The following is a 22858-nucleotide window of genomic DNA, read 5'->3' as shown; positions in this document are numbered from 1 at the left end:
ACCCCCAAGGTATTTTTGGAAAGATGAAAATGTATACTCCACAGGATGAGGCTGAACTGGCTGAGGTGATTGCCGAGGCGCGTGCGCCTTTGTGTATTGAAGGCGGCGGTACGCGCGGTTTTGGCCTGGAGGGGGACGTGCTGCGCACGTCTGGGCTGACGGGCATTGAACTCTATGAGCCCGGATCCCTTACCCTGGTGGCCAGGGCGGGAACGCCAGTGGCGGAGATCGAACAGATATTGGCCGTGGAAGGCCAGCGTATGGCCTTTGAGCCGATGGACGCGCGCGCGGTGCTGGGCAGCAGTGGCGCGGCGACGATTGGAGGTGTCTTTGCCACCAACAGCTCGGGCCCGCGCCGCATTCAGGGCGGGGCAGCGCGCGACTACCTGTTGGGCGTGCGCTTTGTTGATGGCACTGGTCAGGTGGTCAAGAACGGTGGCCGGGTGATGAAGAATGTCACCGGCTATGATTTGGTGAAGCTGATGGCGGGCGCCCACGGTACGCTTGGCGTGTTGAGCGAGCTGTCTTTGAAAGTGCTGCCTATTCCCGAAGCTGTTGTGACCGTCAGTGTCGCTGTGGTTGACTTGACTGTGGCGGTGCGGGCGATGTCGGCGGCTTTGGGCTCTCCCTATGATGTGAGCGGCGCCGCCTATGATCCCAAGACCGGGCTTGTGCATGTGCGGCTGGAAGGGTTTGCGCCCTCGGTTGGGTATCGGCAGGAAAAACTGGCCACAGAGCTGGCCGGATTTGGCGCGGTTGCGATCGACGCAGGCTCTGAGGCGCTGTGGCAGGGGGTTCGCGATGTTGCCGGGTTTCGGGGCCGGGTCGGAGATGTTTGGCGGATCTCGGTCCGGCCGTCGGATGCGCCCCTGCTGGCGCCGATGCTGGAGGCCGAGGCCCTGCAGTTTGACTGGGGCGGCGGGTTGATCTGGGCCCTATGCGACGCGGGAGCTGACCTGCGGGCCAGAATGGCGCAGGCAGGGGTTGCGGGACATGCAACCCTGGTGCGGGGCAGTGCCGCAACCAAAACCCGGCTGGGCCGGTTTCAGCCGCAGGTGGCCCCGTTGGCAGCGATCGCAAAAGGGCTGCGTCAGAAATTTGATCCCAAAGGCCTGCTTAATCCGGGGATCATGGGATGAAGTCACCTGGAAAGCGCCGCCAGGCAAGGCGCGGGACGGCGCGGCGGCTGGCCCGGCCAACACCGCATCTCCCCTGCCATTGTTGTAATTGCCTGACGATTTGCGCGCGGGGACGTTATGAGATCTGTGCGGTCTGTTTCTGGGAAGATGACCCCGGACAAACGCCCGAGTTTGACGAGGGAGGTGCCAATCCGATTGGCTTAGCGCAGGCGCGCAAGAACTATCAGATGATCGGCGCCTGCGAGCCCAAGATGCTACCCCATGTGCGCCCGCCGCGCCCCGAAGAACGACCGCAGGAGGTCTGAGATGCAGACAAATTTCACCAAAGAACAACTGCAGGACCCGGGCACGCAACGTGCCAATGAGATCCTGCGCGCCTGCGTGCACTGCGGGTTCTGTACCGCGACCTGCCCGACCTATCAGGTCCTGGGCGATGAGCTCGACAGTCCCAGGGGCCGGATCTATCTGATCAAGGACATGCTGGAGAACAACCGGGTGCCGGATGCCAAGACGGTCAAGCATATCGACCGTTGCCTCAGCTGCCTGGCCTGTATGACCACCTGCCCGTCGGGGGTGCACTACATGCATCTGGTGGATCACGCCCGCGCCTATATCGACAAGAATTACAAACGCCCCCTTATGGATCGCCTGTTGCGGGTGGTTCTGGCGCGTATTCTGCCCTATCCGGGGCGGTTCCGTCTGGCCCTGTTGGGGGCCAAGATGGCGCGCCCTTTCAAGGGTCTGGTGCCGGACGCGCGGCTCAGGGCGATGTTGGAGATGGCGCCACAGCAGATCCCGCCGGTCAGTCGCAATGATGACCCGCAGAGCTTTGCTGCGCTGGCGCCACAGAAGAAACGGGTGGCATTGATGACCGGCTGTGCGCAAAAGGCGCTGAACACCGATATCAATGATGCCACCATCCGGCTGCTGACCCGATTGGGTTGCGAGGTTGTGGTTGCTGAAGGCGCGGGCTGTTGTGGCGCATTGACCCATCACATGGGGCGCGAGACCGAAAGCCACGCCACGGCTGCCAGGAATATCCGTGCCTGGAGCGCCGAGATCGACGGCAAGGGGCTGGACGCAATTGTCATCAATACCTCGGGCTGCGGTACGACGGTCAAGGACTACGGCCATATGTTTCGCAATGCCCCCCTGGCTGCGGATGCGGCGCGTATTTCTGAACGCTGTCTGGATATCTCGGAGCTGTTGATGCAGTTGGACTTCCCGGCCGGGGCGGAGAAAGAGCTGACGGTTGCCTATCACGCGGCCTGTTCGTTGCAGCATGGGCAACAGATCAAACACCACCCCAAGACCCTGTTGAAACGCGCGGGTTTCAAGGTGGTGGAGCCTGCCGACAGCCATCTGTGCTGTGGCTCAGCGGGGACCTATAATTTGATGCAGCCGGAAATCTCGGGGCAGTTGAAGGCGCGCAAGGTGAAAACCCTCGAGGCGAAATCCCCGGATCTGATTGCTGCGGGCAATATTGGCTGCATGATGCAGATAGGTTCGGCGACGGATGTGCCTATCCTGCATACGGTTGAGCTGTTGGACTGGGCCACGGGGGGACCAAAGCCAGCTGCCATGACGGCTAAAACTCAGCGCGTAAGTGAGGTGCCAATACTGCGTTGATCCCCTGCTGCTGCAACAGTCCCGATAGAGGATTTAAATATTTCCCTTTGGGGCTGTCTTTCCTGTGGCGTTGCCGTATTTTTGCCGGAGCTTGCAGGTAAACATGCCAGCAACGAGGTGAGGAGACAGAGGTGCCGGGTTTGCGTTTCATTGGACAGGGCCTTGCCACGCTGTTTGGGTTGTTTGGGCTTGTTGGGCTGCTTCCGGTGATGGCACAGGCGGCTGACAGTCGCCTGCAACGTATGGAGACCTCTGATGCTGGTCGTGGCTGGGAAGCCGTGGGGCGATTGGATGTCAACGGCGAGGGCTTTTGCACCGGGGCGCTGATCGCGCCGGATCTGGTGCTGACGGCAGCGCATTGTCTGTTTGATGCCCGCAGTGGCGCCCGTATCAAGCCGCAAACAATCGAGTTCCTGGCCGGTTGGCGCAATGGCCGCGCCTCGGCCTATCGCACAGTGGCCCATGCTGTGGTGCATCCTGACTATATCTTTGACGGAGAGGTCTCGACCGACCGGGTACGCAGGGATATTGCCCTGTTGCAATTGCAGCGGCCGATCCGCAATACCACCGTCATTCCGTTTCAGACCGACAGTCGCCCGCGCAAAGGTGCGAATGTGGGGGTTGTCTCCTATGCCCATGACCGCTCAGAAGCGCCGTCAATACAAGAGCTTTGTGCGGTGATGGCGCGTCAGGAGGGGGTGTTGATCATGTCCTGTGACGTTGATTTTGGCTCTTCCGGGGCGCCGGTGTTTTCCTTTGATGGGGGCAAGCCGCGCATCGTTTCGGTGGTTTCGGCAAAAGCCGAGGTTGACGGACAACGGGTGTCTCTGGGGGCGGATTTGGCGGAAGAGTTGCAGATCCTGCGCGCACAGCTCGCCAGTACGCGCATTGGCAGCCGCATGCCCCAAGGCGTGGGCAGGGTCCAGGTTGGCGGTGCCCGTTCGTCAGGTGGGGCCAAGTTTGTGCGCCCCGGCGGTTAAACCCATTGTGGCGCGCGCCTCGCAATGGGGGGGCGTCGGCGGGTCTTGAAATCGGATGGCGCGTACATATTTCATGTTTTGTCGGGGTTGCCGGTTACCGGGGCCCAGATGGCAACCGCCCGTCCCCTATGGGAGGGCACATGAATGTCGCTCATATTCGAGGATACAACATGCGTAGATTTGATTTTGCACCACTCAACCGTGCAACTATTGGGTTTGACCAGATCGCTGATCTGATGGACCGCGCCCTGAGCAATGATGTGGGGCAGCCGAGCTACCCCCCTTATAACATCGAAAAAACCGCCGCCGACAGTTATCGGATTTCCATTGCAGTCGCAGGTTTTAGCGAACAAGACCTGACCGTTGAGGTGAAGGAAAACGCCCTGGTGATTTCTGCCCGCAAGGCGGATGAGGCCGAGGGGCGCAGTTTTCTGCACCGGGGAATTGCCACCCGCGCCTTTGAGCGCCGGTTTACCCTGGCCGATCATGTTCGGGTCACTGGCGCCAGTCACGCCGATGGAATGCTGCATATCGACCTGCACCGCGAGGTGCCCGAGGCGCTAAAGCCGCGCCGGATCGCGATCAGCACGACCGGACCGCAGCAGGCCGCGATTGAGTCTGAAGCCCAGTCTCTCAACTAAGATCAACCCCCTAACTCCTTTCCGTTCAGAGGCTTTCTCCAGGGAGCCAGGATGGAGTGACCATAGCCCCGGGCCGCGCATGTGGTCTGGGGCTATGTTTGTGCTCGGCTGCATATGTGAGCCTTTTATAGATGACTTACCGATTGGTAAGACTGATTGCTTACCAGATGGTAGGTTGTGAATGGTTGTGCTAGGCTTGAGCCATCTGATCCGAGGTCTGCCCATGTCATCTGCACAGCAAACACAAAGCGACCTGTTGCGCGCCGCTGGACGCCATTTTGCCGAACGGGGATACCAAGGTACCAGCTTGGCACTGGTCTCCGCTGAGGTGGGCGTCTCCAAACAGGCCTTGCTGCATCATTTCAAGTCAAAGGAGCTGCTGTATAGGGCGATCCTGGAGCAGTTGAACCAGGAACTGGTGCAGCTGCTCTTTGCCGCGATGGAAGAGACAGAGGAGGCCGAGCTGCAGCTTGAGAGGGTCTTTATGGCTCTGGCCCAATTTTTTGGGGAGCATCGCTCAGCCCCGGCTTTGCTGATTGGTGTTTTGACCGATGGTCCGGGCCTGGCTGTGGTTGCGGATGACCTGCGCCCCCCGGTGCAGGATTTTCTGGAACCGCTGGCCGCCCTGATCCAGGCGACAGACCGGTGGCAGGGCGCGGGCTTTGCTGCGGCACTGTCGCTTGCCATCGAACTATTGGGAGCTGTCTGCCTGCTGCCTGCGGCGCGGTCCAACCTGTCTTTTCGGTTTGGTCAAAATCCGGTGGACCAAGGCGCAGGCTTGGCCCCGGCGCATGCGCGAGATTTGGTTCGGAGCCTGATACGGGCCGGATAGGGGCCTGATACGGGAGGCAGCGAAGCGTTAGACCAACCAGGGTTTATTCATGCCGTTTATTTGCGCGTAGCCTCATGTGGCTGCGCAACGTTGGATTGATTTTGGTTTTGCCTCTTGGCCAACTGGTTCTATAAAGATGTGAATGAGAATAATATTTATGTTCCTACTGTAAGGGGTGGCCAAATGGAGGGGAAGGACGTCAAAGAGATGCAGTCCAGTTTTTCCAAGGTTTACGCAAGAAAAGCTCAGCTGACGGACCGTTTCTATCTCCACCTTTTTGCTTTGTTACCCGAGGTGGAAACCCTATTTGGTGGTGACTTCTCCAAACAGAAGGAAATGTTTGCTGCCATGTTGACCTATTGCCTCAAAGGCGTGGTCAACAATCAGAGCCTGACCCTTGCCGGCGAAAGCCTGGCACGGACACATGGGCGCTACTGCCTTGGCCCCCGGGAAACGGAAATTGCCGGTAGGGCTATGATGGCGGCTTTGGAGGATGTTCTGGGCCCCGATCTCACACCAGAGCAGCGCGTTGTCTGGGAACAGGCCATTGCGAGTGTCATGCAGCTGCTTCAGCCAGAGCCCCAATCCAATTCGGTACCCCACTCCTGAACCGAAGTGCAGACGGTGGAATGTGGTGGGGTCGAGCCGGGCCCCAATATGAAATCGGGGCCCGGAAGGTGCTATAGCAATAGCACCTGTCAGCGATGTCAGACTGCCATGCAGATGTATTTCATTTCCAGATAGTCTTCGATGCCGTGGTGGCTGCCTTCGCGGCCCAGACCGGATTGTTTCACGCCGCCAAAGGGCGCCACTTCAGTTGAAATGAGGCCCGTGTTGACGCCGACGATGCCATATTCCAGGGCTTCAGCGACCTTGTAAACGCGGCTCAGGTCTTTGGCGTAGAAGTAAGAGGCGAGACCAAAGATGGTGTCATTGGCCATCTCGATCACTTCGTCTTCGTTTTCGAACTTGAACAAAGGCGCCAAGGGGCCAAAGGTCTCATCGGTGGCAAATGCCATCTCGCGGGTGGCGCCAGTGACAATCGTGGGTGGAAAGAAGGTTCCGCCCAGCTCGGACGGGGTGCCGCCCAGAATGACCTTGGCCCCTTTGGCAGTGGCGTCCGCAATGTGGTCCTGGACTTTGGTGATGGCTTTGGCGTTGATCAGCGGGCCAAATACGGTGCCGTCTTCCAGGCCATCGCCGACCTTCATTTTGGCAACGGCTTCTTTCAGCTTGGCTGCAAATGCGTCATAGACCCCGGCCTGCACATAGATCCGGTTGGCGCAGACACAGGTCTGACCATTGTTGCGGAACTTGCACAGGATTGCGCCTTCTACGGCGGCATCCAGATCGGCGTCGTCAAAGACGATGAAAGGCGCGTTGCCGCCCAGCTCCATCGAGCATTTTGTCACCGTGTCAGCAGCTTGGCGCATCAGGATGCGCCCCACCTGGGTGGAACCAGTAAAGGTCAGTTTGCGCACCGTGTTGTTGTCGCAGAACTCCTTGCCGATTTCCGAGGCATTGGAGGAGGGCACAACGCTGAACACCCCGGCAGGAATGCCCGCGCGATCTGCCAAAACAGCCAGCGCAGTGGCCGAGAGCGGTGTGAGCTCTGCCGGGCGGGCGACAAAGGCGCAGCCTGCCGCCAGCGCCGGGCCGGCCTTGCGGGTGATCATTGCATTGGGAAAGTTCCAGGGCGTAATGGAGGCGGCGACACCGATAGGCTGTTTCAGCACGGTGATGCGCTTGTCACGCTGGTGGCCGGGAATAGTTTCGCCATAGATGCGTTTGGCTTCTTCGGCAAAAAATTCGATGAAGGAGGCGCCATAGGCGATCTCACCCCGGGCTTCGGCCAGGGGTTTGCCCATTTCCGCGGTCAGGATCACGGCCAGATCTTCTTGATTGGCCATCATCAGATCAAACCATCGGCGCAGCACAGCTGCGCGCTCTTTGCCGGTCCATTTGGCCCATTCCTTTTGGGCAACATCGGCCTGGGCGATGGCACCGGCCACCTGCGCGCGGCTGACATCGGCAACCTGGGCAATCACATCGCCACGCGCCGGGTTGGTTACATCAAAAGTGCCCTCCCCATCGACAAACTTCCCGCCGATATAGGCGCGGGTTTCCAACAGGGTTGGGTCGCTCAACAGAGATTTCAGCGCGGTGGTTGTTTGTAGCATAGGGGCCTCCCGGGGGTGTTTGTGCCGACATGGAAAACGGTTCTGGATAGATATGTCCAGAAAGATCCATAAGTCCAGAATTTGATCATAAGTTGGTTTACTTGTTAAGTTAATTTATTTGACAGAAGAACATTTGACAATGGCAAAGCCAGATTGTCACTTGTTGCCTAAAGTAGGGGAGCGAACTCATGGAACTGGATGATGCCTATGCAAATGGGGCTCACATTGCGGGCGCCGATAAATTTCCGCCGCGCTGGGCAGCCTCGGCTGAGGATTTCCGCAACAGCCTGCATGAGCGGGCGCGTCTGAATCTGCCCTATGGTGACGGAGCGCGGCATCGCTTTGATCTCTTCATGCCCAAAGCGGCGCCAAAGGGGGTGCTGATCTTTGTGCATGGCGGCTATTGGCTGGCCTTTGACAAAAACTCCTGGTCGCATCTGGCAGTGGGCGCATTGGCGCAGGGCTGGGCGGTGGCGATGCCCTCTTACGATCTGTGCCCAGAGGTGCGGATCGCGGATATCACACAGCAGGTGGCCAGGGCGGTGGTGCGGATCGCTGAGGAGGTGCCAGAGGTGCCAATCTCGCTTGCGGGGCATTCAGCGGGAGGCCATCTGGTGGCCCGGATGCTGGATCCAAAGGTGATCCCGCTTGCGGTTGGTGCGCGTTTGAAGGTTGTGGTGCCGATTTCGCCTCTGGCGGATCTGCTGCCGCTGCTGCGCACCTCGATGAACGAAAAGTTCCAGATGGACTGCGATATGGCCAAGGCCGAAAGCCCGGTGGAAATGCAGGACCGCTACCAGACCGAGGTAACGGTTTGGGTCGGAGCAGAGGAGCGGCCAGCTTTTCTTGATCAGGCGCAGTGGCTGGCAGATGCCTGGCACGCGGATCACGTGATTGCCTTTGGCAAACACCATTTTAATGTCGTGGACCCCCTGGCAGACCCCGAGAGCGATCTGGTTCGGTTGCTGACGAGTTAGGCCGTTCTGAGGGATCGGGCCAGGGAAAAGAGGCGTAGGGAGGCGGCGGAGAAATAACGCTTGCCTCCTGCGTGATTCGCGCGCATTTTCCAATCAGACCGGGCGATGGCGTCGCCACATGAACGCGCTGACTTGGGATGCAAACCGCTGGTTTGGTCCTTTGGCGCGACATGGGTCACTTTCAACTTTTTGTCCTGTACGCCAGGACCTTTCTTGAGCAAAGGAAGGATCCAGCATGACTGCACGTCCTGACATGTATCGTTTTCACAATGGTGAAAAAGCCCCGCTGCAATTTGCGGTGTCTGAATATGAGGCCCGCATCGCAGGCCTGCGCAAAATCATGATCGACAAAGGGGTGAGCGCTGCCGTTTTCACCTCGATGCATAACATTTCCTACTATTCCGGGTTTACCTACTGCGCCTTTGGTCGCCCCTATGGGCTGGTTGTGACTGCAACCGAAGCCGTGACCATCTCGGCCGGTATTGACGCGGGCCAGCCCTGGCGTCGGTCGTTCTGCGATAACATCACCTATACCGACTGGCAGCGCGACAATTTCTGGCGGGCGATCAAATCGGTCTCGGGAGATGGGGGTGTTGTTGGCTATGAGAGCGACCACCTGACCCTGCTGCAAAAGGGCAAGCTGGAAGGCTTTCTGAACCCGTCGAAGCTGGTGGATCTGTATGAACCCACCATGGTGCAGCGCATGGGTAAATCCGATGCCGAGCTGGAGATGATCCGCGCTGGGGCTGCCGTGGCCGATGTCGGCGGCTTTGCCATTCGTGATGCGGTGAAGGAAGGCGCGCGCGAGATTGATGTGGCGATGGCCGGGCGCGATGCGATGGAGCTGGAGATTGCCAAGCGGTTTCCGGATGCGGAATACCGTGACAGCTGGGTCTGGTTCCAATCGGGGATCAATACCGACGGGGCCCATAACCCGGTGACAGCGCGCCGTCTGCAGCGCGGTGATATCCTGTCGCTGAATACCTTTCCGATGATTTCCGGCTACTACACGGCGCTGGAACGCACCATGTTTGTGGGCGATGTGGACGCCGAAAGCCTGAAGATCTGGGAGGCCAATGTGGCGGCCCATGAATATGGTATCTCATTGCTGAAACCCGGCGCCAGCTGTGCGGAGATCACCCATAAGATCAACGCCTTCTTTGCAGAGCGCGATTTGCTGCAATATCGCACCTTTGGCTATGGCCACTCCTTTGGGGTGCTGTCGCATTATTATGGGCGCGAAGCAGGTCTGGAACTGCGTGAAGACAACGACACGGTGTTGGAGCCCGGGATGGTCATCTCGATGGAGCCGATGCTGACCCTGGCCGAAGGGCAGCCCGGCGCCGGTGGCTATCGTGAGCATGATATTTTGATCATCCACGAGGAGGGCAATGAGAATATCACCAAATATCCCTATGGGCCTGCATTCAACGTTGTTGGGTGATGGGTGACTGTCGGGGGGGGGCCATGCCGTGACAGGCCAGCCGAATGCTCCCGCCCGGATTTGATCCCTGTCGGGATCAAATGCCCGTTGGGCATGGCACCGCACCTTTGGCGCGGTGCTTTCCCGTGATACGGCCAGGCCTGTGGTCAGGTCTGTGGTCGGGTCGCCTGAGTGGGATTTATAAGGCCATGGGGGCCATTTTGTTGCCCCGCAGGCGCCGCGCGCGTGCTTTCTGGGGGGCTTGCCCTTGCTTTCAAGGCCAAACCTCTTATGAGTAGCGGCCTCACCTTGGTGTTGGACGGGTACTTGCACGTCAGTGTAGATCCTGTTTTGACGGCGGGTGGAGAAATGTTTCCAACATTGATATCTGTCTCATATAAGTGACCAGGCCGCGCCATGGATGAACCCCACGACAAAAGACTGACCGAGTTTGCGCTGATCCAGCTCTTGCCCAATATCATGACGGTTGGCGCAATCTGCGCCGGGCTTTCGGCTATTCGTTTTGGGGTGCAGGGCAACTATGTGCTGGCGGTACAGCTGATACTCCTGGCGGCCCTTCTGGACGGGCTGGACGGGCGCCTGGCCCGGGCTCTGGGCAGCGACAGCAAGATGGGGGCCGAGCTGGATTCACTGGCGGATTTCCTCAACTTTGGTGTTGCCGCGCCGCTGGTGATCTATTTCTGGGCGCTTCAGGACATGAGCAACGCTGGCTGGATCTCGGTGCTGGTGTTTTCCGTCTGCTGCGTGGTGCGGCTGGCCAGGTTCAATGTGGCCACCAAATCCGAAGAGGTCAGCGACGTGGCCAGTGGATATTTTGTTGGTATTCCCTCGCCTGCCGGAGCGCTTCTGGCGATGTTGCCGATGTTCATTTCCTTTGCCTTTGATGCCGGCACAGGATTCCCCAAGCTTCTGATCTGTTTACATATGGTGGTGATTGGTTTGCTGATGATCAGCCGCATTCCAACCTGGTCGCCCAAGATGGTGCGCATCTCACGCGAAAATGTGAAGTATTTTCTGGTCGCCTGCGCCTTTGCCGGTGCTGCGGTTTTGACCTATGCTTGGACGACAATGGTTGTTCTCTGTCTCAGCTATGTTGTGCTGGTGATCTGGGGATTGCTGAAACGATCCTCGCCGGCATAGCCCTGACAGCCAAGGCTGGACAATGCCCCAAAAGCGGTCTGCTGTTGCCTTGGTTCATACGTTGTCACCGGACCCGTGCTGTGCTGGCGTTGTTTACACAAGGGTGGGGCGCTGGTCATAGCGGAGCCGGTCGGCGCGTATGCCGGGTTGATGATCCACAGCCCAGTCATTCAGCGCACCTATCGCCTGATGCAAAGACAGCCCGCGCGCGGTGAGTGTATATTCCACCTGCGGTGGGGCGGTGGGCAGAACCCTGCGGTTGACCAGCCCGTCGCGCTCCAGATTTCGCAGGGTCACCGCCAGCATACGTTGTGAAATACCGTCGATCACGCGCTTCAGAGCATTAAAACGGCAGGGACCTTTGGAAAGCTCCAGAATGGTCAGAACCGTCCAGGCATCGCCAACCCGGTCCAGCACATCGCGGATTGGGCAGTCGTAGTCGAGTTTGCGCTTTGCTCCCATTGGATCCCTCCCTTGTTTCTATGTTGCTGGCCAAGTTTCAGACCAGGCCGTCATCCGCATGAGGGATGGTTCCCTCAAGGTAACTATGAGACGTAAAGATGCGTATTCCGCTGGCCTCTACTGCTGCGTATCAAGTTACTAATAGTAACTTATAGCGAAAAGAGAACTGATATGAAACTCCTGATCATTGGGGCCACGGGCATGATTGGCAGCCGCCTGGTTGCAGAGGCAGAATCGCGGGGTCACACAGTTGTGGCAGCTTCGCGCAAGGGGAGCGCTGTGGGCAATGCCCAGCCCCTGTCATTGGAGGTGACCGATGTGGAGGCCGTGGTTGCCGCCGCCCAGACTGTGGATCTGGTGATCACCGCAGTGAGTCCGCGTAGCAGCGGCAACGCGATGGACGATGCCCTTGGGTATGGTGGCGCGCTGATCGAGGCGGCCTCACAGATTGGCAAGCGCTTGATGGTTGTTGGGGGCGCCGGAACCCTGAACCTGCCAGACGGCACGCCGGTCGCAGATGTTGTGCCGGAGCCGTACCGGGATGAGGCCAAAGCTATGCGTGCCATGTTTGAAATGCTGGCACAGAGCACAGCCGATTTTACCTTCATGGCGCCGGCCGGGGTGATTGAACCGGGTGAGCGGACTGGTGTGTTCCGGCTGGGGCAACGTGAGTTTCTGACGGATGATGAGGGCAACAGTCGGATCAGCGCCGAGGACTACGCCGTGGCATTTATGGATGAGGTCGAGACGCCAAAACACCCGCGTCAGGTTTTTACCGCCGCCTACTGACAGGCAGCCCTGCGGGGGCACCAGTGTCGCCAATTGCCCTTGTTGCCACGATGGCAGCAAGGGTGGCGACAGACCCAAGCCGCTGATTCTGGTCTGACAATTCCGCCCTGGTTCTGCCGCAGAGGACTGGCCATGCCGTTTGGGCTGGGGCATAGTACAGGCAAGACAGACAAGACCCCGGTAGAGGATCTCTGCCGGGGTCTTTTGGTGTCATATGACCCGGAACGGGCAGTGTCTGGCGCGCCCGGCGCCAGAAAAGGAGCGGAAAATGTTTGCCTTTCTTCGTCTTGTTCTGCTGCTTCTGATCGTTCTGACCCTGATCTACGGCGGCGTCTCGCTCTACTCGCGTGAGCGGCGACGCGCTAAGCTGAAACGGCGTTGGGCAGACAAGGGGTTGACCGGAGACCGGCAGAGCTTCATCCAGCGGGGGCTGAAACAATATGACCATTCTTTGCGGCGGCGGCTGATCCTCTTGGTCTATATCCTGCCGCTGAGCGCAATCGCGCTGGTCATCTATGTGGTAAACTTTAGCTGAGGGGCATCTGTAATGGCCTATATCAAATGGGGATTTTTGGTCACGGTCTGGTCCGCTTTTGCGGCCTTCCTGCACTATACCCTGCCACAATATGATGTGGTGCGGATCGTCAGCACCTATGAGGAACGTCAGGAGCTGGACAACTGGAAGCGGATCTTCTGGTCAACCCCGGACAATCCGTCACAGGCCGCGATCACGCGGGATGTGCAGTTCATTCAGTCCTTCCGCCCCAATGGCGATGCGATTGTTTACCGCAACGAGGACACCGGCTGGCATTGGCCCCCCTATTTTAAGTTTGATACCGCCAATCTTTATACCGAAGCCAATGACGCGATCTCGACCAAGGATGACCCGGAATGGGTTGTGGTGTTGCATTACGGCTGGCGCAGCGTGTTTTTGTCCACCTTTCCCAATGCGATCTCAATCACGCCGGTTTCCGGTCCTGATGACAAGCCGGTCAACTGGTTCAATATCATCTTCCTGACCGTGCTGGCGGCGCTGTTCTGGGCCATCTATGTGCGCTGGCGCCGGTTTCGCCGCGACCGGATTGATCCGGTGCTAGAGGATGTCGAAGACGGGTTCTATGCGGCGGGAGACGCCATTTCAGAACGGCGCGGGCGGCTGCGGCGGTGGTTTTCCAACCTCAAGGGATGAGGTTCAGGTCGGCCTGCCATCTTGGCGGGGCGGCCAGACGGCGGTACAGGGTACGTGCAAAGGGCCTAATCGGCAAAGAGATGTGGTGTTTCGGCCAGTTCCTTGGCCGTTTCAAAGGGCAGGCTGAAGAATTGGGCCAGCCGGTCGGCATTTTCTTCGGCGCTGTCGGATTCGCGGATGATCGTGTAGTTGGAATGGCCGGAATCACGAATGCGGTCAGATTCGTAGACAATATCATTGCGGATGGTTGGCAGCAGTCGTTCCAGCGTCTGCTGCGGCGTGCGCTCCCCGGCAAGTCCGACCCGGTGAGCATGGCCAATCAGATAGTCATCTGTGAAATCGCATTCGATCTGCAACGTGCGGGTGGTTGAGCGGTCCGAGTTGAAGTCATTCATCAACTCCAAGGCGGAAGGGTCCATGCAGATGACCAGCCGGTCGGTGTCAAAATATTCAAACAGCATCCGCATCAGCGCCCGTCGGTGACGGGTGCGCTTATTCAGCGAGGCCTGAATGCCGCCGAGATCTGGCAGCGGTGTGCCTTCTTCGTGGAACAGATATTCAATGGCGGGGATATTGGTGCTTTTGCGCAGCTGTTCGATCAGGCGCTTGGCAACGTGCCATTTTTTGCAGACCACGATCATCAGTTCACGTTCGCGCCCAAGCGTGCTTTCCTTCTCCCAGAACCGGGTGGCAAAGCGCCGACCAATACGACCGCGTTTCACCAGGAATTTATAAAGGCTGCGCCCTTCGTTTGAGATTTGGAAGCTCACGCCCTGGGCTGCATAAAGGCGCCCCAGGCGCAGTTTTAGCTCTTTGGCATCCGGGCTGATTTTACGGGCAAAGAGAAAGTCCTGGCTAAGCAGAAGATCATAGTGATCATTGTAGAAATTCACCGGCATGCCATAGTCCGTGAACATCAAGAAGGTCAGGGTGCGGCTGTCAATCTCGGAGCCGGGAACCAGGTGGCGCACCAGGGTTTGAAAAAAGGTCTCATCTGGGATCCAGGTGGTCTGGAAAAAGCGGATGATGTCTTTGCGCTGCGCGAGTAGGTCAAAGAGCGCTTCGACCGTACGGCGGCGCAGGCACCACCATTGGCTGCCAATCTGCACCTGGACATCGCTGGGAATTTCCCGCTTTAACCCCAACTTCTTTTGTAGGTTCACGCTGGCATAGAACAGGGTCTTATTGGTGCGTTCATTAAAGAAATGGCGATAGGTCAGCCGTTCTTCTTTCATGCCGGTCTTGATCCAGTCGCTGTCAAAAAAATCAAAGCTTTCGACAAAATCACAGTCGTGACGATCCAGGAAGTCATGGGCGTATTCAGCGGTCTTGATCGCCATGCAGTCGCCGGACAGCATGTAAAAATGAGTGGCACGCGGGAATTCTTCGACGGCGCTGCGCAGCGCGTGCAGCGTGGCCTGCACCAGGGACCATTCCCCCCAGCCACATTTGATGCGTGTCTTGGCAAAGCAGACGTTTGGATTGTCTGCCAATGCCTTTTGAATGCTGGCGTAATCTTCCGGATTGGCGCGGCGGTCAAAGTGGATGGACATGTAGTCGCCAACCGCAGTCAGCTGTTCAGCCTGCTGGATGATCGCTTCTGGATCCTTGTGGCAGAGCAGTATATACGCAATTTTTGCCATTTTGGAGACGATACACCTTGCTTCGGCTTGATTGTCTCCTTGATAAAGGCGCGAGCGCATTGAATAAACCAGATTATTTGAATTTTATGCTTAGATGTGGATTGTACCGCCAAAGCGGCACGACTGGAGGAAGGCTTACATGGGATTTCCGGGCACTTGGATGACCGAAACCGAGAGCGTCATTTATCGCGTGGTGCCCAAATGCGCCTGCTCGACCATTGGCCAAATTCTCTACTATTCGGATCATGGCGCATTTTTTGATGGCGATATCCATGATGCGCAGGCGGGGCTGCACAAATGGGCGCTGGACCACAGCCAGGGGCCGATCACGCGCAATGTGCGTGGTCAGCGCACCTATGCCTTCACCTGTGTGCGCAACCCCTATACCCGGGTGCTCAGCTCGTTTTTTGACAAGATCTGCGGTATCCAGCGCAATGGAAAACGCTATCGCGGCAATCTGGTGCCCAAACTGATAAATGAATATGGCATCGAAGTCGGGGGCGATGACGGCAAGCAGGAGTTCGACCAGATCCAGAGCTTCCGCCGGTTTTTGCTGTTTGTGCGCGACAGCATTCGGTTCCGCCGCCCGATGGATCCCGATATCCACTGGTCAGCGATGTCCGGCCATGTCTCGACCTTCATTTGGAATGGCGGTCGCTACAATAAGATCTTCTGGACCGAGGATTTCAACGGTGGCATGCAGGAGGTGCTGGACGCCATCGAGACGCCCCATGCCGTCGATCTGGCCAATATTCCGCGCTTTAATGAGAGCGAAGGCCATGGCCCCAAACGGGCACATCCGGTTGAGGACTATTTTGACGATCTGTCGATGCATCTGATCTACGAGATCTACAAACGTGATTTTGAACTGTTCAAATACGATTTTGAAGACCCGTCCAACAAGATGCCCATTGGGGAAATTGATCTGGACGAGGTACACGCCAAACTCGGCGAATAATACCGCACAAAAAGGGGGGGCTCCCGCCCGTCTCGGAACAATCAAAGATTGATCCTCCCCCGTTGGGGGTGGCGCCGCGCTGTCGCGCGGCGCGGCAGTGCTTGAGATATCGCGCTGTGGACCTCTCCTCCCGGGTCAAGGGCGGCAAAGCCGCCGCGCATCTGCGCGGTTTACCCTTGAGGCGGGTTTCTATCCAAAATGAGTAGGGCGCGTTCAGGGGCAGACCTGCCCCTGAACCGCTTCTCAGCTGATTTTTGTTTCTGTCGCCTTGTCCCAGATGTTTCGATGGCGAGGTCCCCTTGGCGGCTATGCCCGCGCCGGGCGGAGCCCGGCGCCATGCCCAACGCTTCAAAGGGGTTATGCCGTAAGGCAGAAAGCCTGCAGAGGGGGCGGGAGCACCAGCGGGCATTCGGTCCGGAGGTCAGCCAAAAGAAAACCCTCCGCATCCAGGATGCAGAGGGTCAATGGTATGGCAAAGATGACAGCTATCAGCCGTCGTAGTCTTCCGGCAGCTCGCGCACGGCGCCTTTGGCGGCGGAGGTTGCCAGCATTGCATAGGCCTTCAGCGCCTTGGAGACCTTACGCTTGCGCGGTTTGGCGGGTTTCCAGCCAGCGGCGTCCTGCGCTGCGCGGCGTGTCGCCAGAACCTCATCCGAGATCGCCAGATGGATGGTGCGGTTGGGGATATCGATCTCGATCTTGTCGCCCATCTCAACCAGACCAATGGCGCCACCTTCAGCGGCTTCAGGCGAGGCATGGCCAATCGACAACCCGGAGGTGCCGCCGGAGAAACGACCATCGGTCAGCAGGGCGCAGTCTTTGCCCAGGCCCTTGGATTTCAGGTAGGAGGTTGGGTAGAGCATTTCTTGCATCCCCGGGCCACCCCGTGGACCTTCATAGCGGATCACCACGACATCGCCGGCCTTGACCTTGCCGGTGAGGATATCACTCACGGCCTGATCCTGGCTTTCGCAGACATAGGCGGAGCCGGTGAATTTCAGGATCGAGGCGTCAACACCAGCGGTTTTTACGATGCAGCCATCCAGGGCGATATTGCCAAACAGCACCGCAAGGCCGCCATCCTGGCTAAAGGCATGTTCCTTGGAGCGGATCACGCCGCCTTCGCGGTCTACGTCGACCTCTTTGTAGCGGTTCTCGGTGGAAAACGCCTGAGTGGTGCGCACCCCGCCGGGGGCGGCCTTGAACAGCTGCTCGGCCTCGGGATTGTTGGCAACCTTGATGTCCCATTTGGCAATGGCTTCGCCCATCGAGGCCGAATGCACGGTGCTGCAGTCATTATGCAGCAGACCGGCGCGGGAAAGCTCCCCCAGGATAGAGAAAATGCCACCGGCGCGGTGCACATCTTCCATATGCACGTTCTCGATATTGGGCGCGACTTTGCACAGGCAGGGCACCTGGCGGCTAAGCCGGTCTATGTCATCCATGGTGAACTTGATCTCACCCTCATGGGCGATCGCCAACAGGTGCAAAACCGTATTGGTCGAGCCGCCCATGGCGATATCCAGGCTCATGGCGTTCTCGAACGCCTCAAACGTGGCGATCTCGCGGGGCAGCAGGCCAGGCTCGTTGCCTTCATAGTGACGCTTGGTGATCTCGACGATCTTGCGGCCGGCCTCGAGGAACAGGTGTTTGCGGTCTGCGTGCGTGGCCAGGGTGGAGCCATTGCCGGGCAGCGCCAGGCCCAAGGCCTCGGCCAGGCAGTTCATCGAGTTGGCGGTGAACATGCCAGAACACGACCCGCAGGTGGGGCAGGCGTTTTCTTCGATATGCTGTACTTCGGCGTCGGTCAGCGTATCGCTGGCGGCGGCAACCATGGCATCGACCAGATCGACCTTTTTTGCATCCAGCGATTCGATATCGATCTTGCCGGCCTCCATCGGGCCGCCAGAGACAAAGATCACCGGGATGTTCAGGCGCATGGCGGCCATCATCATTCCCGGAGTGATCTTGTCGCAGTTGGAGATGCAGACCATGGCGTCGGCGCAATGAGCGTTGACCATATATTCGACGCTATCGGCGATCACTTCGCGCGAAGGCAGCGAATAGAGCATGCCATCATGCCCCATGGCGATACCGTCATCCACCGCAATGGTGTTGAATTCCTTGGCAACGCCCCCGGCGGCTTCGACTTCGCGGGCGACCATCTGGCCCAGATCCTTGAGGTGCACGTGGCCGGGCACAAACTGGGTGAAAGAATTGACGATGGCGATGATCGGTTTGCCGAAATCATCGTCCTGCATGCCGGTGGCGCGCCACAAGCCGCGGGCGCCTGCCATGTTGCGGCCATGGGTGGAAGTTCTGGATCGGTACATTGGCATCTGAGCTGTTTCCCTTGTCTTTGCCCTCAGACACATCATTTGCGCAACAAACGCAATATCCGGAGGCGGGTTTTGGTTCTTTTGATCTCAAGAGTGCGCCCTTCGGGCGGGTTTTATGGTTCAATGGCGCTTGGGCCGCTGTCCTCAGGAGGGTTTGGCTGCTGCGGTGGCAGACCGGGCCGTGTTGCGGGTGAAGAGGTGATTCACCAGCAGGCCAAAGACCAGGGCCCAGAATGCTGCGCCGATGCCAAAAAAGCTGATGCCGGAAACGGCGGTCATGAAGGTGATCAGCGCCGCTTCACGCCCGGTCTCCTGGTGCAAGGCTTGGGACAGGCTGTTGCCGATGGTCGCCAGCAGCGCCAGTCCGGCAACACCGGCGACCAGCGCGGGCGGTGCGATTAGAAACAGGCTGATGACCGTGGCGCCGCCCAGGCCAACCAGGCAGTAAAATACTCCGGCGGCAGCACTGGCGAGATAGCGGGTTTTGGGGTCATCATCGGCTTCGGGACCGGCGCAGATGGCGGCGGTGATGGCCGCAAAGTTGAAGGCAAAGCCACCAAAGGGAGCAAGTATCAGCGTCGCGGCGCCGGTCACGGTCAGGGTGGCCGAGACAGGTGGCGTGTAGCCTGCCGCGCGCAGCGTCACGGTGCCGGGCATGTTCTGGGAGCACATGGTCACCACATAGAGCAGCAGTCCAACCCCGATCAGCACCGGCAGCGAAAAGCTGGGCAAGACGGCCTCGGGGAGGTTGAGACTGGTATTCAACAGGGCAAAATCGCCAAAGCTGCCTGCACCCCACGCCCAAATCCCGCCGACCAGCAGAACGCCCAGAATAGTGTAGCGGGCAAACCAGAGCCGCCCGGCAAGGAAGGTCACGCCCATTGCGGCCACCAAAGCAGTGTCATCATTCAGAGCGGCAAAGGCGGAGAGGCCAAATTTGAACAAGATCCCAGCCAAAAGCGCATTGGCCAGACTGTCGGGGATCAGTCGCGACAGACGCTCAAACCAGCCGGTCAGCCCGGTCAAGGTGAGCAGCAGGCCGCAGAACAAAAAGGCGCCGACGGCCTGGTCCAGCGGCACGTCTTTCAACCCCACTGCCAGCAGGGCGGCACCGGGTGTTGACCAGGCCGTCAGGACCGGCATGCGAAACCAGAGAGACAGCATCAAGGAGGTCAGGCCCATGCCCAGCCCCAGGGCCATCAGCCAGCTGTTTGCCTGTGCCTGGGTGGCCCCCACGGCCTCGATTGCCTGGAAAATGATGGCAACCGAACTGGTATAGCCAACCAGCACCGCAATAGCTCCGGCCGCCAGATGCGAGAGTTTCAGGTGAGAGAGCATTTGGGTTTTCCTTCTCGCGGGGCTGCGCTAGGGTGGCGTGCGTTATAACGCCCATGTTGCCCTTGTGCGCTATAACGCACAAGCCCCTTTTTTTGAATCGCCTGCTTTAGGCTCTTTGGAGCACAGATCATGACAGAGGATGTTATCGGCGCGAATCTGCGAAACCTGCGCAATACGGCTGGGATCAGCCTGTCCAGGGCCGCAGATCTGACGGGGGTGAGCAAGGCCATGCTGGGGCAGATTGAGCGCGGCGAATCCAGCCCGACAATTGCCACGCTGTGGAAAATCGCCAAGGGGTTTCACCTGCCTTTGTCGGCGCTGATCGGCGCCCCCGAAGCGGCGCGGCCAGATCCGGCTGTTGCGTTCAGAACTGTGCAGTTTCCCGGAAGCATTGCGGTGAAAATGATCTTTCCCTTTGACCCGGATCTTGGGGCAGAGACCTTCCAAATCAGTCTGACGCCAGGCCAGGCCCATGTCTCGCAGCCGCATGAGAGCGGCGTGACGGAAGAGGTCTTTGTGCTTGAGGGCAAAATGGAGGTGTTGCGCGACGATGTTTGGCAGGCACTTGGGGTCGGAGAGGGGGTTCGGTTCAGGGCGGATCAGCCGCATGGCTATCGTGGCGGCGCAGAGGGGGCGGTGTTTTTGAATATGCATCATTATCCGCGTCACGTTGGAAATGCGGAACTGGCCTGATGTCGGCCTGCTATCGGCCTGTTACGGGGCAGGCATATGGCCTGGGAAGGGAAAGAACATGGAGACTCTGCGCGGCAGTTTTCTGATGGTCCTGGCCATGGCGGCCTTTGCTTTGGAAGACATGTTTATCAAAAGAGTGGCACAGGAACTGCCGGTTGGGCAGATCCTTATGCTCTTTGGACTGGGCGGTATGGTGATCTTTGCTGCGGTGGCGCGTGCGCAGGGTCAGCCCCTGTGGCATCCGGGGTTTTGCACGCGCCCTTTGGTGTTGCGGTCGCTTGCGGAGGTGGCTGGTCGGCTCTGTTTTACCCTGGCCATTGCTCTGACGCCGCTGTCCTCGGCTTCGGCGATCTTGCAGGCCACACCGCTGGTGGTCGCAGGGGGGGCGGTGGTGTTTTTTGGCGAAAAGGTGAGCTGGCGGCGCTGGCTGGCCATGGCGATTGGCTTTGTTGGTGTGTTGATGATCCTGCGTCCAGGCTCTGCTGGGTTTGAGGCCTATTCGCTTTTTGCGGTGCTTGGCATGCTGGGCTTTGCCGGCCGGGACCTGGCCACGCGCGCGGCCCCAATCTCCATGACCAACCTGCAACTGGGACTGTTTGGCTTTGCCATGCTGGTCATCGCCGGAGCCTTGGCGCTGGCCTGGACCGGGGGCGGCAGTTGGCCCAGTACCCGGGCCTGGCTGTACCTGGGGCTCACCACCGGCATTGGCACCCTTGCCTACAACGCGCTGACCGCAGCGATGCGCCATGGTGAGATCTCGGTTGTGGCGCCGTTTCGCTATACCCGGCTGGTGTTTGCGATGGCGCTGGGCGTTCTGGTCTTTGGCGAGCGCCCGGACAGCTGGACCTTGCTGGGGAGTGCGGTGATTGTGGCAAGCGGGATCTTCACGCTGATCCGCGGCTCCAGAAGAGAGAGTCATCTTGCGCCCGCCCCTTTGGGCGCTTACATCTGCCAGTCATGGCTCAGACGAAATCAGACCCGAATTACAAAGTGATCGCCGAAAACCGCCGCGCGCGGTATGACTACGCCATCGAGGATGACGTGGAATGCGGCGTCATGCTGGAAGGCTCCGAAGTGAAGGCCCTGCGCGAAGGCGGGACAAATATCGCCGAAAGCTATGCGGCGGTGGAGGATGGCGAGCTGTGGCTGGTGAACTCCTATATCCCGCCCTATTCCCAGGCCAAGATGTTCAAACATGAAGAACGGCGCCGTCGCAAGCTTTTGGTGTCGCGCAAGCAGCTGTCGGATATGTGGAATGCGACACAGCGCAAGGGAATGACCCTGGTGCCTATCGTGATGTATTTCAATCACAAGGGGCGCGCCAAGCTGAAGATCGGCATCGCCAAGGGCAAGAAGGCCCACGACAAGCGTGAGGCAGAGGCCAAGCGTGACTGGTCGCGCCAGAAAAGCCGCCTGATGAAGGATCACGGCTGAGCCAGCCTGTAGCGGCGCTGCCGGTCTGGATACCACACCTTTCCAACAAGATCTTTGAAACGCCTGCTCCCGTGAAGGGGGCAGGCGTTTTGCGGCGTCTGGTGCCTGTTTTGCAGGGGCGGAGCGGCTGCGCGTGACCGTGGCGCAGATCCTCTAAAAAGAGCGCTTGATTAATCTTATTATTTTTGTCAGGTATGGCAAAATTCAAATCGGCAGCCCAGTCAGATTGATCCTGTGTGATCCCGCCCGGCGCCCCTCAGTGTACTTTCAAACCAACCGCGCCGGCCAAAGGATAGCTCAATGACGTCTCCCCTGATCATTCCAAACCCGTCGCAAACAGAGCAGGCGCAGGGGGCCAAACGCGCCACCAAGCCCGACAGAATTCCGCTGGCTCTGTGTGATCTGGATGAATTCGAAGAGGGGTTATTGCCAGTTCTGCGCCATTTTTTCCTGTGTTTGGCCCAGCCTGAGCGTCAAACTTGGCAGTTTGCCTATAAAATTGCGGCGGAACGCTGGGGGGAAGCTCGGGGGTTGCCGCTTGCCCATGCGCTGTTCAAGCTGGTGCAGTTTACAGTCAAAGCACGGCGCACCGGGTTTGATGCCATCGACCCCTTGGCGCTGGAACAACGTGACTTTGTCACCCGCGATGAGCAGGCCTTATTGCAGATGCTGCATCACATGCGCCGCGATGAAACCCCGCGCGCGCGCGAGGCTGTGGCCAATGTGACTGGCTGTACCATGGACCCAGATGTCATCCGTGCCGGTTTGTCCTTTGCCGATCATTTTCCCGCAATGCCTGCGCAGTGCAAGAGGGGGCGTAACAGGGCGGGCCTCAGGTCGCATCTGCGGGTGGTTGGATAGGTTTCTGGAGCTGCGCACAGGGGGGCTGGGCAGTTTTTTCGGATTATGTTCATGCGGAGATGGGCCACCTCTCCGGTGAGCGGGGCTGCTCTTTTCTCGACACTGACAACTTTGAGCCGCGGGGCGCATTATTGCAGCCTTCCCTTGCACCTCTGTCATGCCGATAGTAGGCATTGACACATCTGCAGGG

Annotated in this window: 23 protein-coding genes; 18 read left to right on the top strand and 5 right to left on the bottom strand. The window is 58.8% G+C overall.

The features are described from left to right. Positions 1-29: 29 nt before the first annotated feature. The 7 genes from ARCT_RS0120965 (at position 30) to ARCT_RS26655 (ending at position 5830) form a co-directional block, all read left to right on the top strand. Positions 30-1139, top strand: a complete 1110-nt coding sequence (locus tag ARCT_RS0120965) for an FAD-binding protein (protein WP_027241830.1) — start codon at positions 30-32, stop codon at positions 1137-1139. After that, positions 1136-1444: a CPCC family cysteine-rich protein gene (locus ARCT_RS0120960; protein WP_084300913.1), complete on the top strand. Its 309-nt coding sequence runs from the start codon at positions 1136-1138 to the stop codon at positions 1442-1444. Before ARCT_RS0120965 ends, ARCT_RS0120960 begins: the two co-directional genes overlap by 4 nt. A 1-nt stretch (position 1445) precedes the next feature. After that, a complete protein-coding gene (glcF, locus tag ARCT_RS0120955) occupies positions 1446-2768 on the top strand; it encodes a glycolate oxidase subunit GlcF (RefSeq protein ID WP_027241828.1) in 1323 nt (440 codons plus the stop codon). A gap of 209 nt (positions 2769-2977) precedes the next feature. Further along, on the top strand, positions 2978-3748 hold the full coding sequence (locus tag ARCT_RS0120950; RefSeq protein WP_169731227.1) for a trypsin-like serine peptidase: 771 nt from the start codon (positions 2978-2980) through the stop codon (positions 3746-3748). Between the two features lie 170 nt (positions 3749-3918). Further along, positions 3919-4389: an Hsp20 family protein gene (locus ARCT_RS0120945; RefSeq protein WP_027241826.1), complete on the top strand. Its 471-nt coding sequence runs from the start codon at positions 3919-3921 to the stop codon at positions 4387-4389. 181 nt (positions 4390-4570) lie between these two features. Further along, on the top strand, positions 4571-5221 hold the full coding sequence (locus ARCT_RS26660) for a TetR/AcrR family transcriptional regulator (RefSeq protein ID WP_051360922.1): 651 nt from the start codon (positions 4571-4573) through the stop codon (positions 5219-5221). A 114-nt stretch (positions 5222-5335) separates the two neighbouring features. Then, a complete protein-coding gene (locus tag ARCT_RS26655) occupies positions 5336-5830 on the top strand; it encodes a globin domain-containing protein (RefSeq protein ID WP_154665411.1) in 495 nt (164 codons plus the stop codon). A gap of 98 nt (positions 5831-5928) precedes the next feature. On the opposite strand, the gene ARCT_RS0120930 is transcribed toward ARCT_RS26655, so the two are convergent. Beyond that, entirely contained in the window at positions 5929-7401 is a 1473-nt protein-coding gene (locus tag ARCT_RS0120930; RefSeq protein ID WP_027241825.1) for an NAD-dependent succinate-semialdehyde dehydrogenase, read from the bottom strand. Between the two features lie 188 nt (positions 7402-7589). On the opposite strand from ARCT_RS0120930, the gene ARCT_RS0120925 reads away from it, so the two are divergent. The 3 genes from ARCT_RS0120925 to pssA all read left to right on the top strand — a co-directional run bounded on the left by ARCT_RS0120925 (position 7590) and on the right by pssA (position 10962). Continuing rightward, positions 7590-8378: an alpha/beta hydrolase gene (locus ARCT_RS0120925; RefSeq protein ID WP_027241824.1), complete on the top strand. Its 789-nt coding sequence runs from the start codon at positions 7590-7592 to the stop codon at positions 8376-8378. A 235-nt stretch (positions 8379-8613) separates the two neighbouring features. Beyond that, a complete protein-coding gene (locus tag ARCT_RS0120915) occupies positions 8614-9822 on the top strand; it encodes an aminopeptidase P family protein (protein ID WP_027241823.1) in 1209 nt (402 codons plus the stop codon). A gap of 396 nt (positions 9823-10218) precedes the next feature. Next, positions 10219-10962, top strand: a complete 744-nt coding sequence (pssA, locus tag ARCT_RS0120910) for a CDP-diacylglycerol--serine O-phosphatidyltransferase (RefSeq protein WP_027241822.1) — start codon at positions 10219-10221, stop codon at positions 10960-10962. Between the two features lie 93 nt (positions 10963-11055). Here the strand turns inward: pssA and ARCT_RS0120905 are convergent, their stop codons facing one another. Further along, positions 11056-11424, bottom strand: a complete 369-nt coding sequence (locus tag ARCT_RS0120905; RefSeq protein WP_027241821.1) for a winged helix-turn-helix transcriptional regulator — start codon at positions 11422-11424, stop codon at positions 11056-11058. 171 nt (positions 11425-11595) lie between these two features. On the opposite strand from ARCT_RS0120905, the gene ARCT_RS0120900 reads away from it, so the two are divergent. The 3 genes from ARCT_RS0120900 (at position 11596) to ARCT_RS0120890 (ending at position 13402) form a co-directional block, all read left to right on the top strand. Continuing rightward, positions 11596-12213 (top strand): NAD(P)-dependent oxidoreductase, encoded by a 618-nt coding sequence (locus ARCT_RS0120900; protein WP_027241820.1) that lies wholly within the window; start codon positions 11596-11598, stop codon positions 12211-12213. A gap of 268 nt (positions 12214-12481) precedes the next feature. Further along, entirely contained in the window at positions 12482-12748 is a 267-nt protein-coding gene (locus ARCT_RS0120895) for a hypothetical protein (protein WP_027241819.1), read from the top strand. A gap of 12 nt (positions 12749-12760) precedes the next feature. Continuing rightward, entirely contained in the window at positions 12761-13402 is a 642-nt protein-coding gene (locus ARCT_RS0120890) for a DUF1523 family protein (RefSeq protein WP_027241818.1), read from the top strand. A gap of 65 nt (positions 13403-13467) precedes the next feature. Here the strand turns inward: ARCT_RS0120890 and ARCT_RS0120885 are convergent, their stop codons facing one another. Further along, complete coding sequence (locus tag ARCT_RS0120885) at positions 13468-15045, bottom strand: DUF5928 domain-containing protein (RefSeq protein WP_027241817.1); 1578 nt, start codon at positions 15043-15045, stop codon at positions 13468-13470. Between the two features lie 139 nt (positions 15046-15184). Here ARCT_RS0120885 and ARCT_RS0120880 point away from each other — a divergent pair, with 139 nt between their 5' ends. Then, a complete protein-coding gene (locus tag ARCT_RS0120880) occupies positions 15185-16003 on the top strand; it encodes a sulfotransferase family protein (RefSeq protein WP_027241816.1) in 819 nt (272 codons plus the stop codon). A gap of 488 nt (positions 16004-16491) precedes the next feature. On the opposite strand, the gene ilvD is transcribed toward ARCT_RS0120880, so the two are convergent. Together ilvD and ARCT_RS0120865 are read right to left on the bottom strand one after the other, a co-directional pair. Continuing rightward, positions 16492-18342, bottom strand: coding sequence for a dihydroxy-acid dehydratase (gene ilvD / locus ARCT_RS0120870; protein ID WP_027241815.1), 1851 nt, complete (start codon positions 18340-18342; stop codon positions 16492-16494). A gap of 144 nt (positions 18343-18486) precedes the next feature. Further along, positions 18487-19680: a benzoate/H(+) symporter BenE family transporter gene (locus tag ARCT_RS0120865; protein WP_027241814.1), complete on the bottom strand. Its 1194-nt coding sequence runs from the start codon at positions 19678-19680 to the stop codon at positions 18487-18489. Between the two features lie 129 nt (positions 19681-19809). On the opposite strand from ARCT_RS0120865, the gene ARCT_RS0120860 reads away from it, so the two are divergent. The 4 genes from ARCT_RS0120860 (at position 19810) to ARCT_RS26645 (ending at position 22668) form a co-directional block, all read left to right on the top strand. Continuing rightward, a complete protein-coding gene (locus ARCT_RS0120860; protein WP_027241813.1) occupies positions 19810-20373 on the top strand; it encodes a helix-turn-helix domain-containing protein in 564 nt (187 codons plus the stop codon). A 58-nt stretch (positions 20374-20431) separates the two neighbouring features. Next, a complete protein-coding gene (locus tag ARCT_RS26650; RefSeq protein WP_084300912.1) occupies positions 20432-21367 on the top strand; it encodes a DMT family transporter in 936 nt (311 codons plus the stop codon). Then, a complete protein-coding gene (smpB, locus tag ARCT_RS0120850; RefSeq protein ID WP_027241812.1) occupies positions 21331-21807 on the top strand; it encodes an SsrA-binding protein SmpB in 477 nt (158 codons plus the stop codon). The genes ARCT_RS26650 and smpB overlap by 37 nt, the downstream gene beginning before the upstream one ends. Positions 21808-22107: 300 nt before the next feature. Beyond that, positions 22108-22668, top strand: coding sequence for a hypothetical protein (locus ARCT_RS26645; protein WP_205855539.1), 561 nt, complete (start codon positions 22108-22110; stop codon positions 22666-22668). Positions 22669-22858: the final 190 nt, after the last annotated feature.

Origin of the sequence: Pseudophaeobacter arcticus DSM 23566, from assembly GCF_000473205.1 — a bacterium.
Taxonomy (GTDB): Bacteria; Pseudomonadota; Alphaproteobacteria; order Rhodobacterales; family Rhodobacteraceae; genus Pseudophaeobacter; species Pseudophaeobacter arcticus.
The sequence above is the reverse complement of the archived record's forward strand: the minus strand, read 5'-3'. Positions and strand labels throughout refer to the sequence as shown.

What these genes read in the sequence shown, in the direction of transcription:
- ARCT_RS0120965 (WP_027241830.1), top strand. Translation starts at nt 30, where the DNA reads ATGTATACTCCACAGGATGAGGCTGAACTGGCTGAGGTGATTGCCGAG.
- ARCT_RS0120960 (WP_084300913.1), top strand. Translation starts at nt 1,136, where the DNA reads ATGAAGTCACCTGGAAAGCGCCGCCAGGCAAGGCGCGGGACGGCGCGG.
- glcF (WP_027241828.1), top strand. Translation starts at nt 1,446, where the DNA reads ATGCAGACAAATTTCACCAAAGAACAACTGCAGGACCCGGGCACGCAA.
- ARCT_RS0120950 (WP_169731227.1), top strand. Translation starts at nt 2,978, where the DNA reads ATGGCACAGGCGGCTGACAGTCGCCTGCAACGTATGGAGACCTCTGAT.
- ARCT_RS0120945 (WP_027241826.1), top strand. Translation starts at nt 3,919, where the DNA reads ATGCGTAGATTTGATTTTGCACCACTCAACCGTGCAACTATTGGGTTT.
- ARCT_RS26660 (WP_051360922.1), top strand. Translation starts at nt 4,571, where the DNA reads ATGGTTGTGCTAGGCTTGAGCCATCTGATCCGAGGTCTGCCCATGTCA.
- ARCT_RS0120930 (WP_027241825.1), bottom strand. Translation starts at nt 7,401, where the DNA reads ATGCTACAAACAACCACCGCGCTGAAATCTCTGTTGAGCGACCCAACC.
- ARCT_RS0120925 (WP_027241824.1), top strand. Translation starts at nt 7,590, where the DNA reads ATGGAACTGGATGATGCCTATGCAAATGGGGCTCACATTGCGGGCGCC.
- ARCT_RS0120915 (WP_027241823.1), top strand. Translation starts at nt 8,614, where the DNA reads ATGACTGCACGTCCTGACATGTATCGTTTTCACAATGGTGAAAAAGCC.
- pssA (WP_027241822.1), top strand. Translation starts at nt 10,219, where the DNA reads ATGGATGAACCCCACGACAAAAGACTGACCGAGTTTGCGCTGATCCAG.
- ARCT_RS0120905 (WP_027241821.1), bottom strand. Translation starts at nt 11,424, where the DNA reads ATGGGAGCAAAGCGCAAACTCGACTACGACTGCCCAATCCGCGATGTG.
- ARCT_RS0120900 (WP_027241820.1), top strand. Translation starts at nt 11,596, where the DNA reads ATGAAACTCCTGATCATTGGGGCCACGGGCATGATTGGCAGCCGCCTG.
- ARCT_RS0120895 (WP_027241819.1), top strand. Translation starts at nt 12,482, where the DNA reads ATGTTTGCCTTTCTTCGTCTTGTTCTGCTGCTTCTGATCGTTCTGACC.
- ARCT_RS0120890 (WP_027241818.1), top strand. Translation starts at nt 12,761, where the DNA reads ATGGCCTATATCAAATGGGGATTTTTGGTCACGGTCTGGTCCGCTTTT.
- ARCT_RS0120885 (WP_027241817.1), bottom strand. Translation starts at nt 15,045, where the DNA reads ATGGCAAAAATTGCGTATATACTGCTCTGCCACAAGGATCCAGAAGCG.
- ARCT_RS0120880 (WP_027241816.1), top strand. Translation starts at nt 15,185, where the DNA reads ATGGGATTTCCGGGCACTTGGATGACCGAAACCGAGAGCGTCATTTAT.
- ilvD (WP_027241815.1), bottom strand. Translation starts at nt 18,342, where the DNA reads ATGCCAATGTACCGATCCAGAACTTCCACCCATGGCCGCAACATGGCA.
- ARCT_RS0120865 (WP_027241814.1), bottom strand. Translation starts at nt 19,680, where the DNA reads ATGCTCTCTCACCTGAAACTCTCGCATCTGGCGGCCGGAGCTATTGCG.
- ARCT_RS0120860 (WP_027241813.1), top strand. Translation starts at nt 19,810, where the DNA reads ATGACAGAGGATGTTATCGGCGCGAATCTGCGAAACCTGCGCAATACG.
- ARCT_RS26650 (WP_084300912.1), top strand. Translation starts at nt 20,432, where the DNA reads ATGGAGACTCTGCGCGGCAGTTTTCTGATGGTCCTGGCCATGGCGGCC.
- smpB (WP_027241812.1), top strand. Translation starts at nt 21,331, where the DNA reads ATGGCTCAGACGAAATCAGACCCGAATTACAAAGTGATCGCCGAAAAC.
- ARCT_RS26645 (WP_205855539.1), top strand. Translation starts at nt 22,108, where the DNA reads ATGACGTCTCCCCTGATCATTCCAAACCCGTCGCAAACAGAGCAGGCG.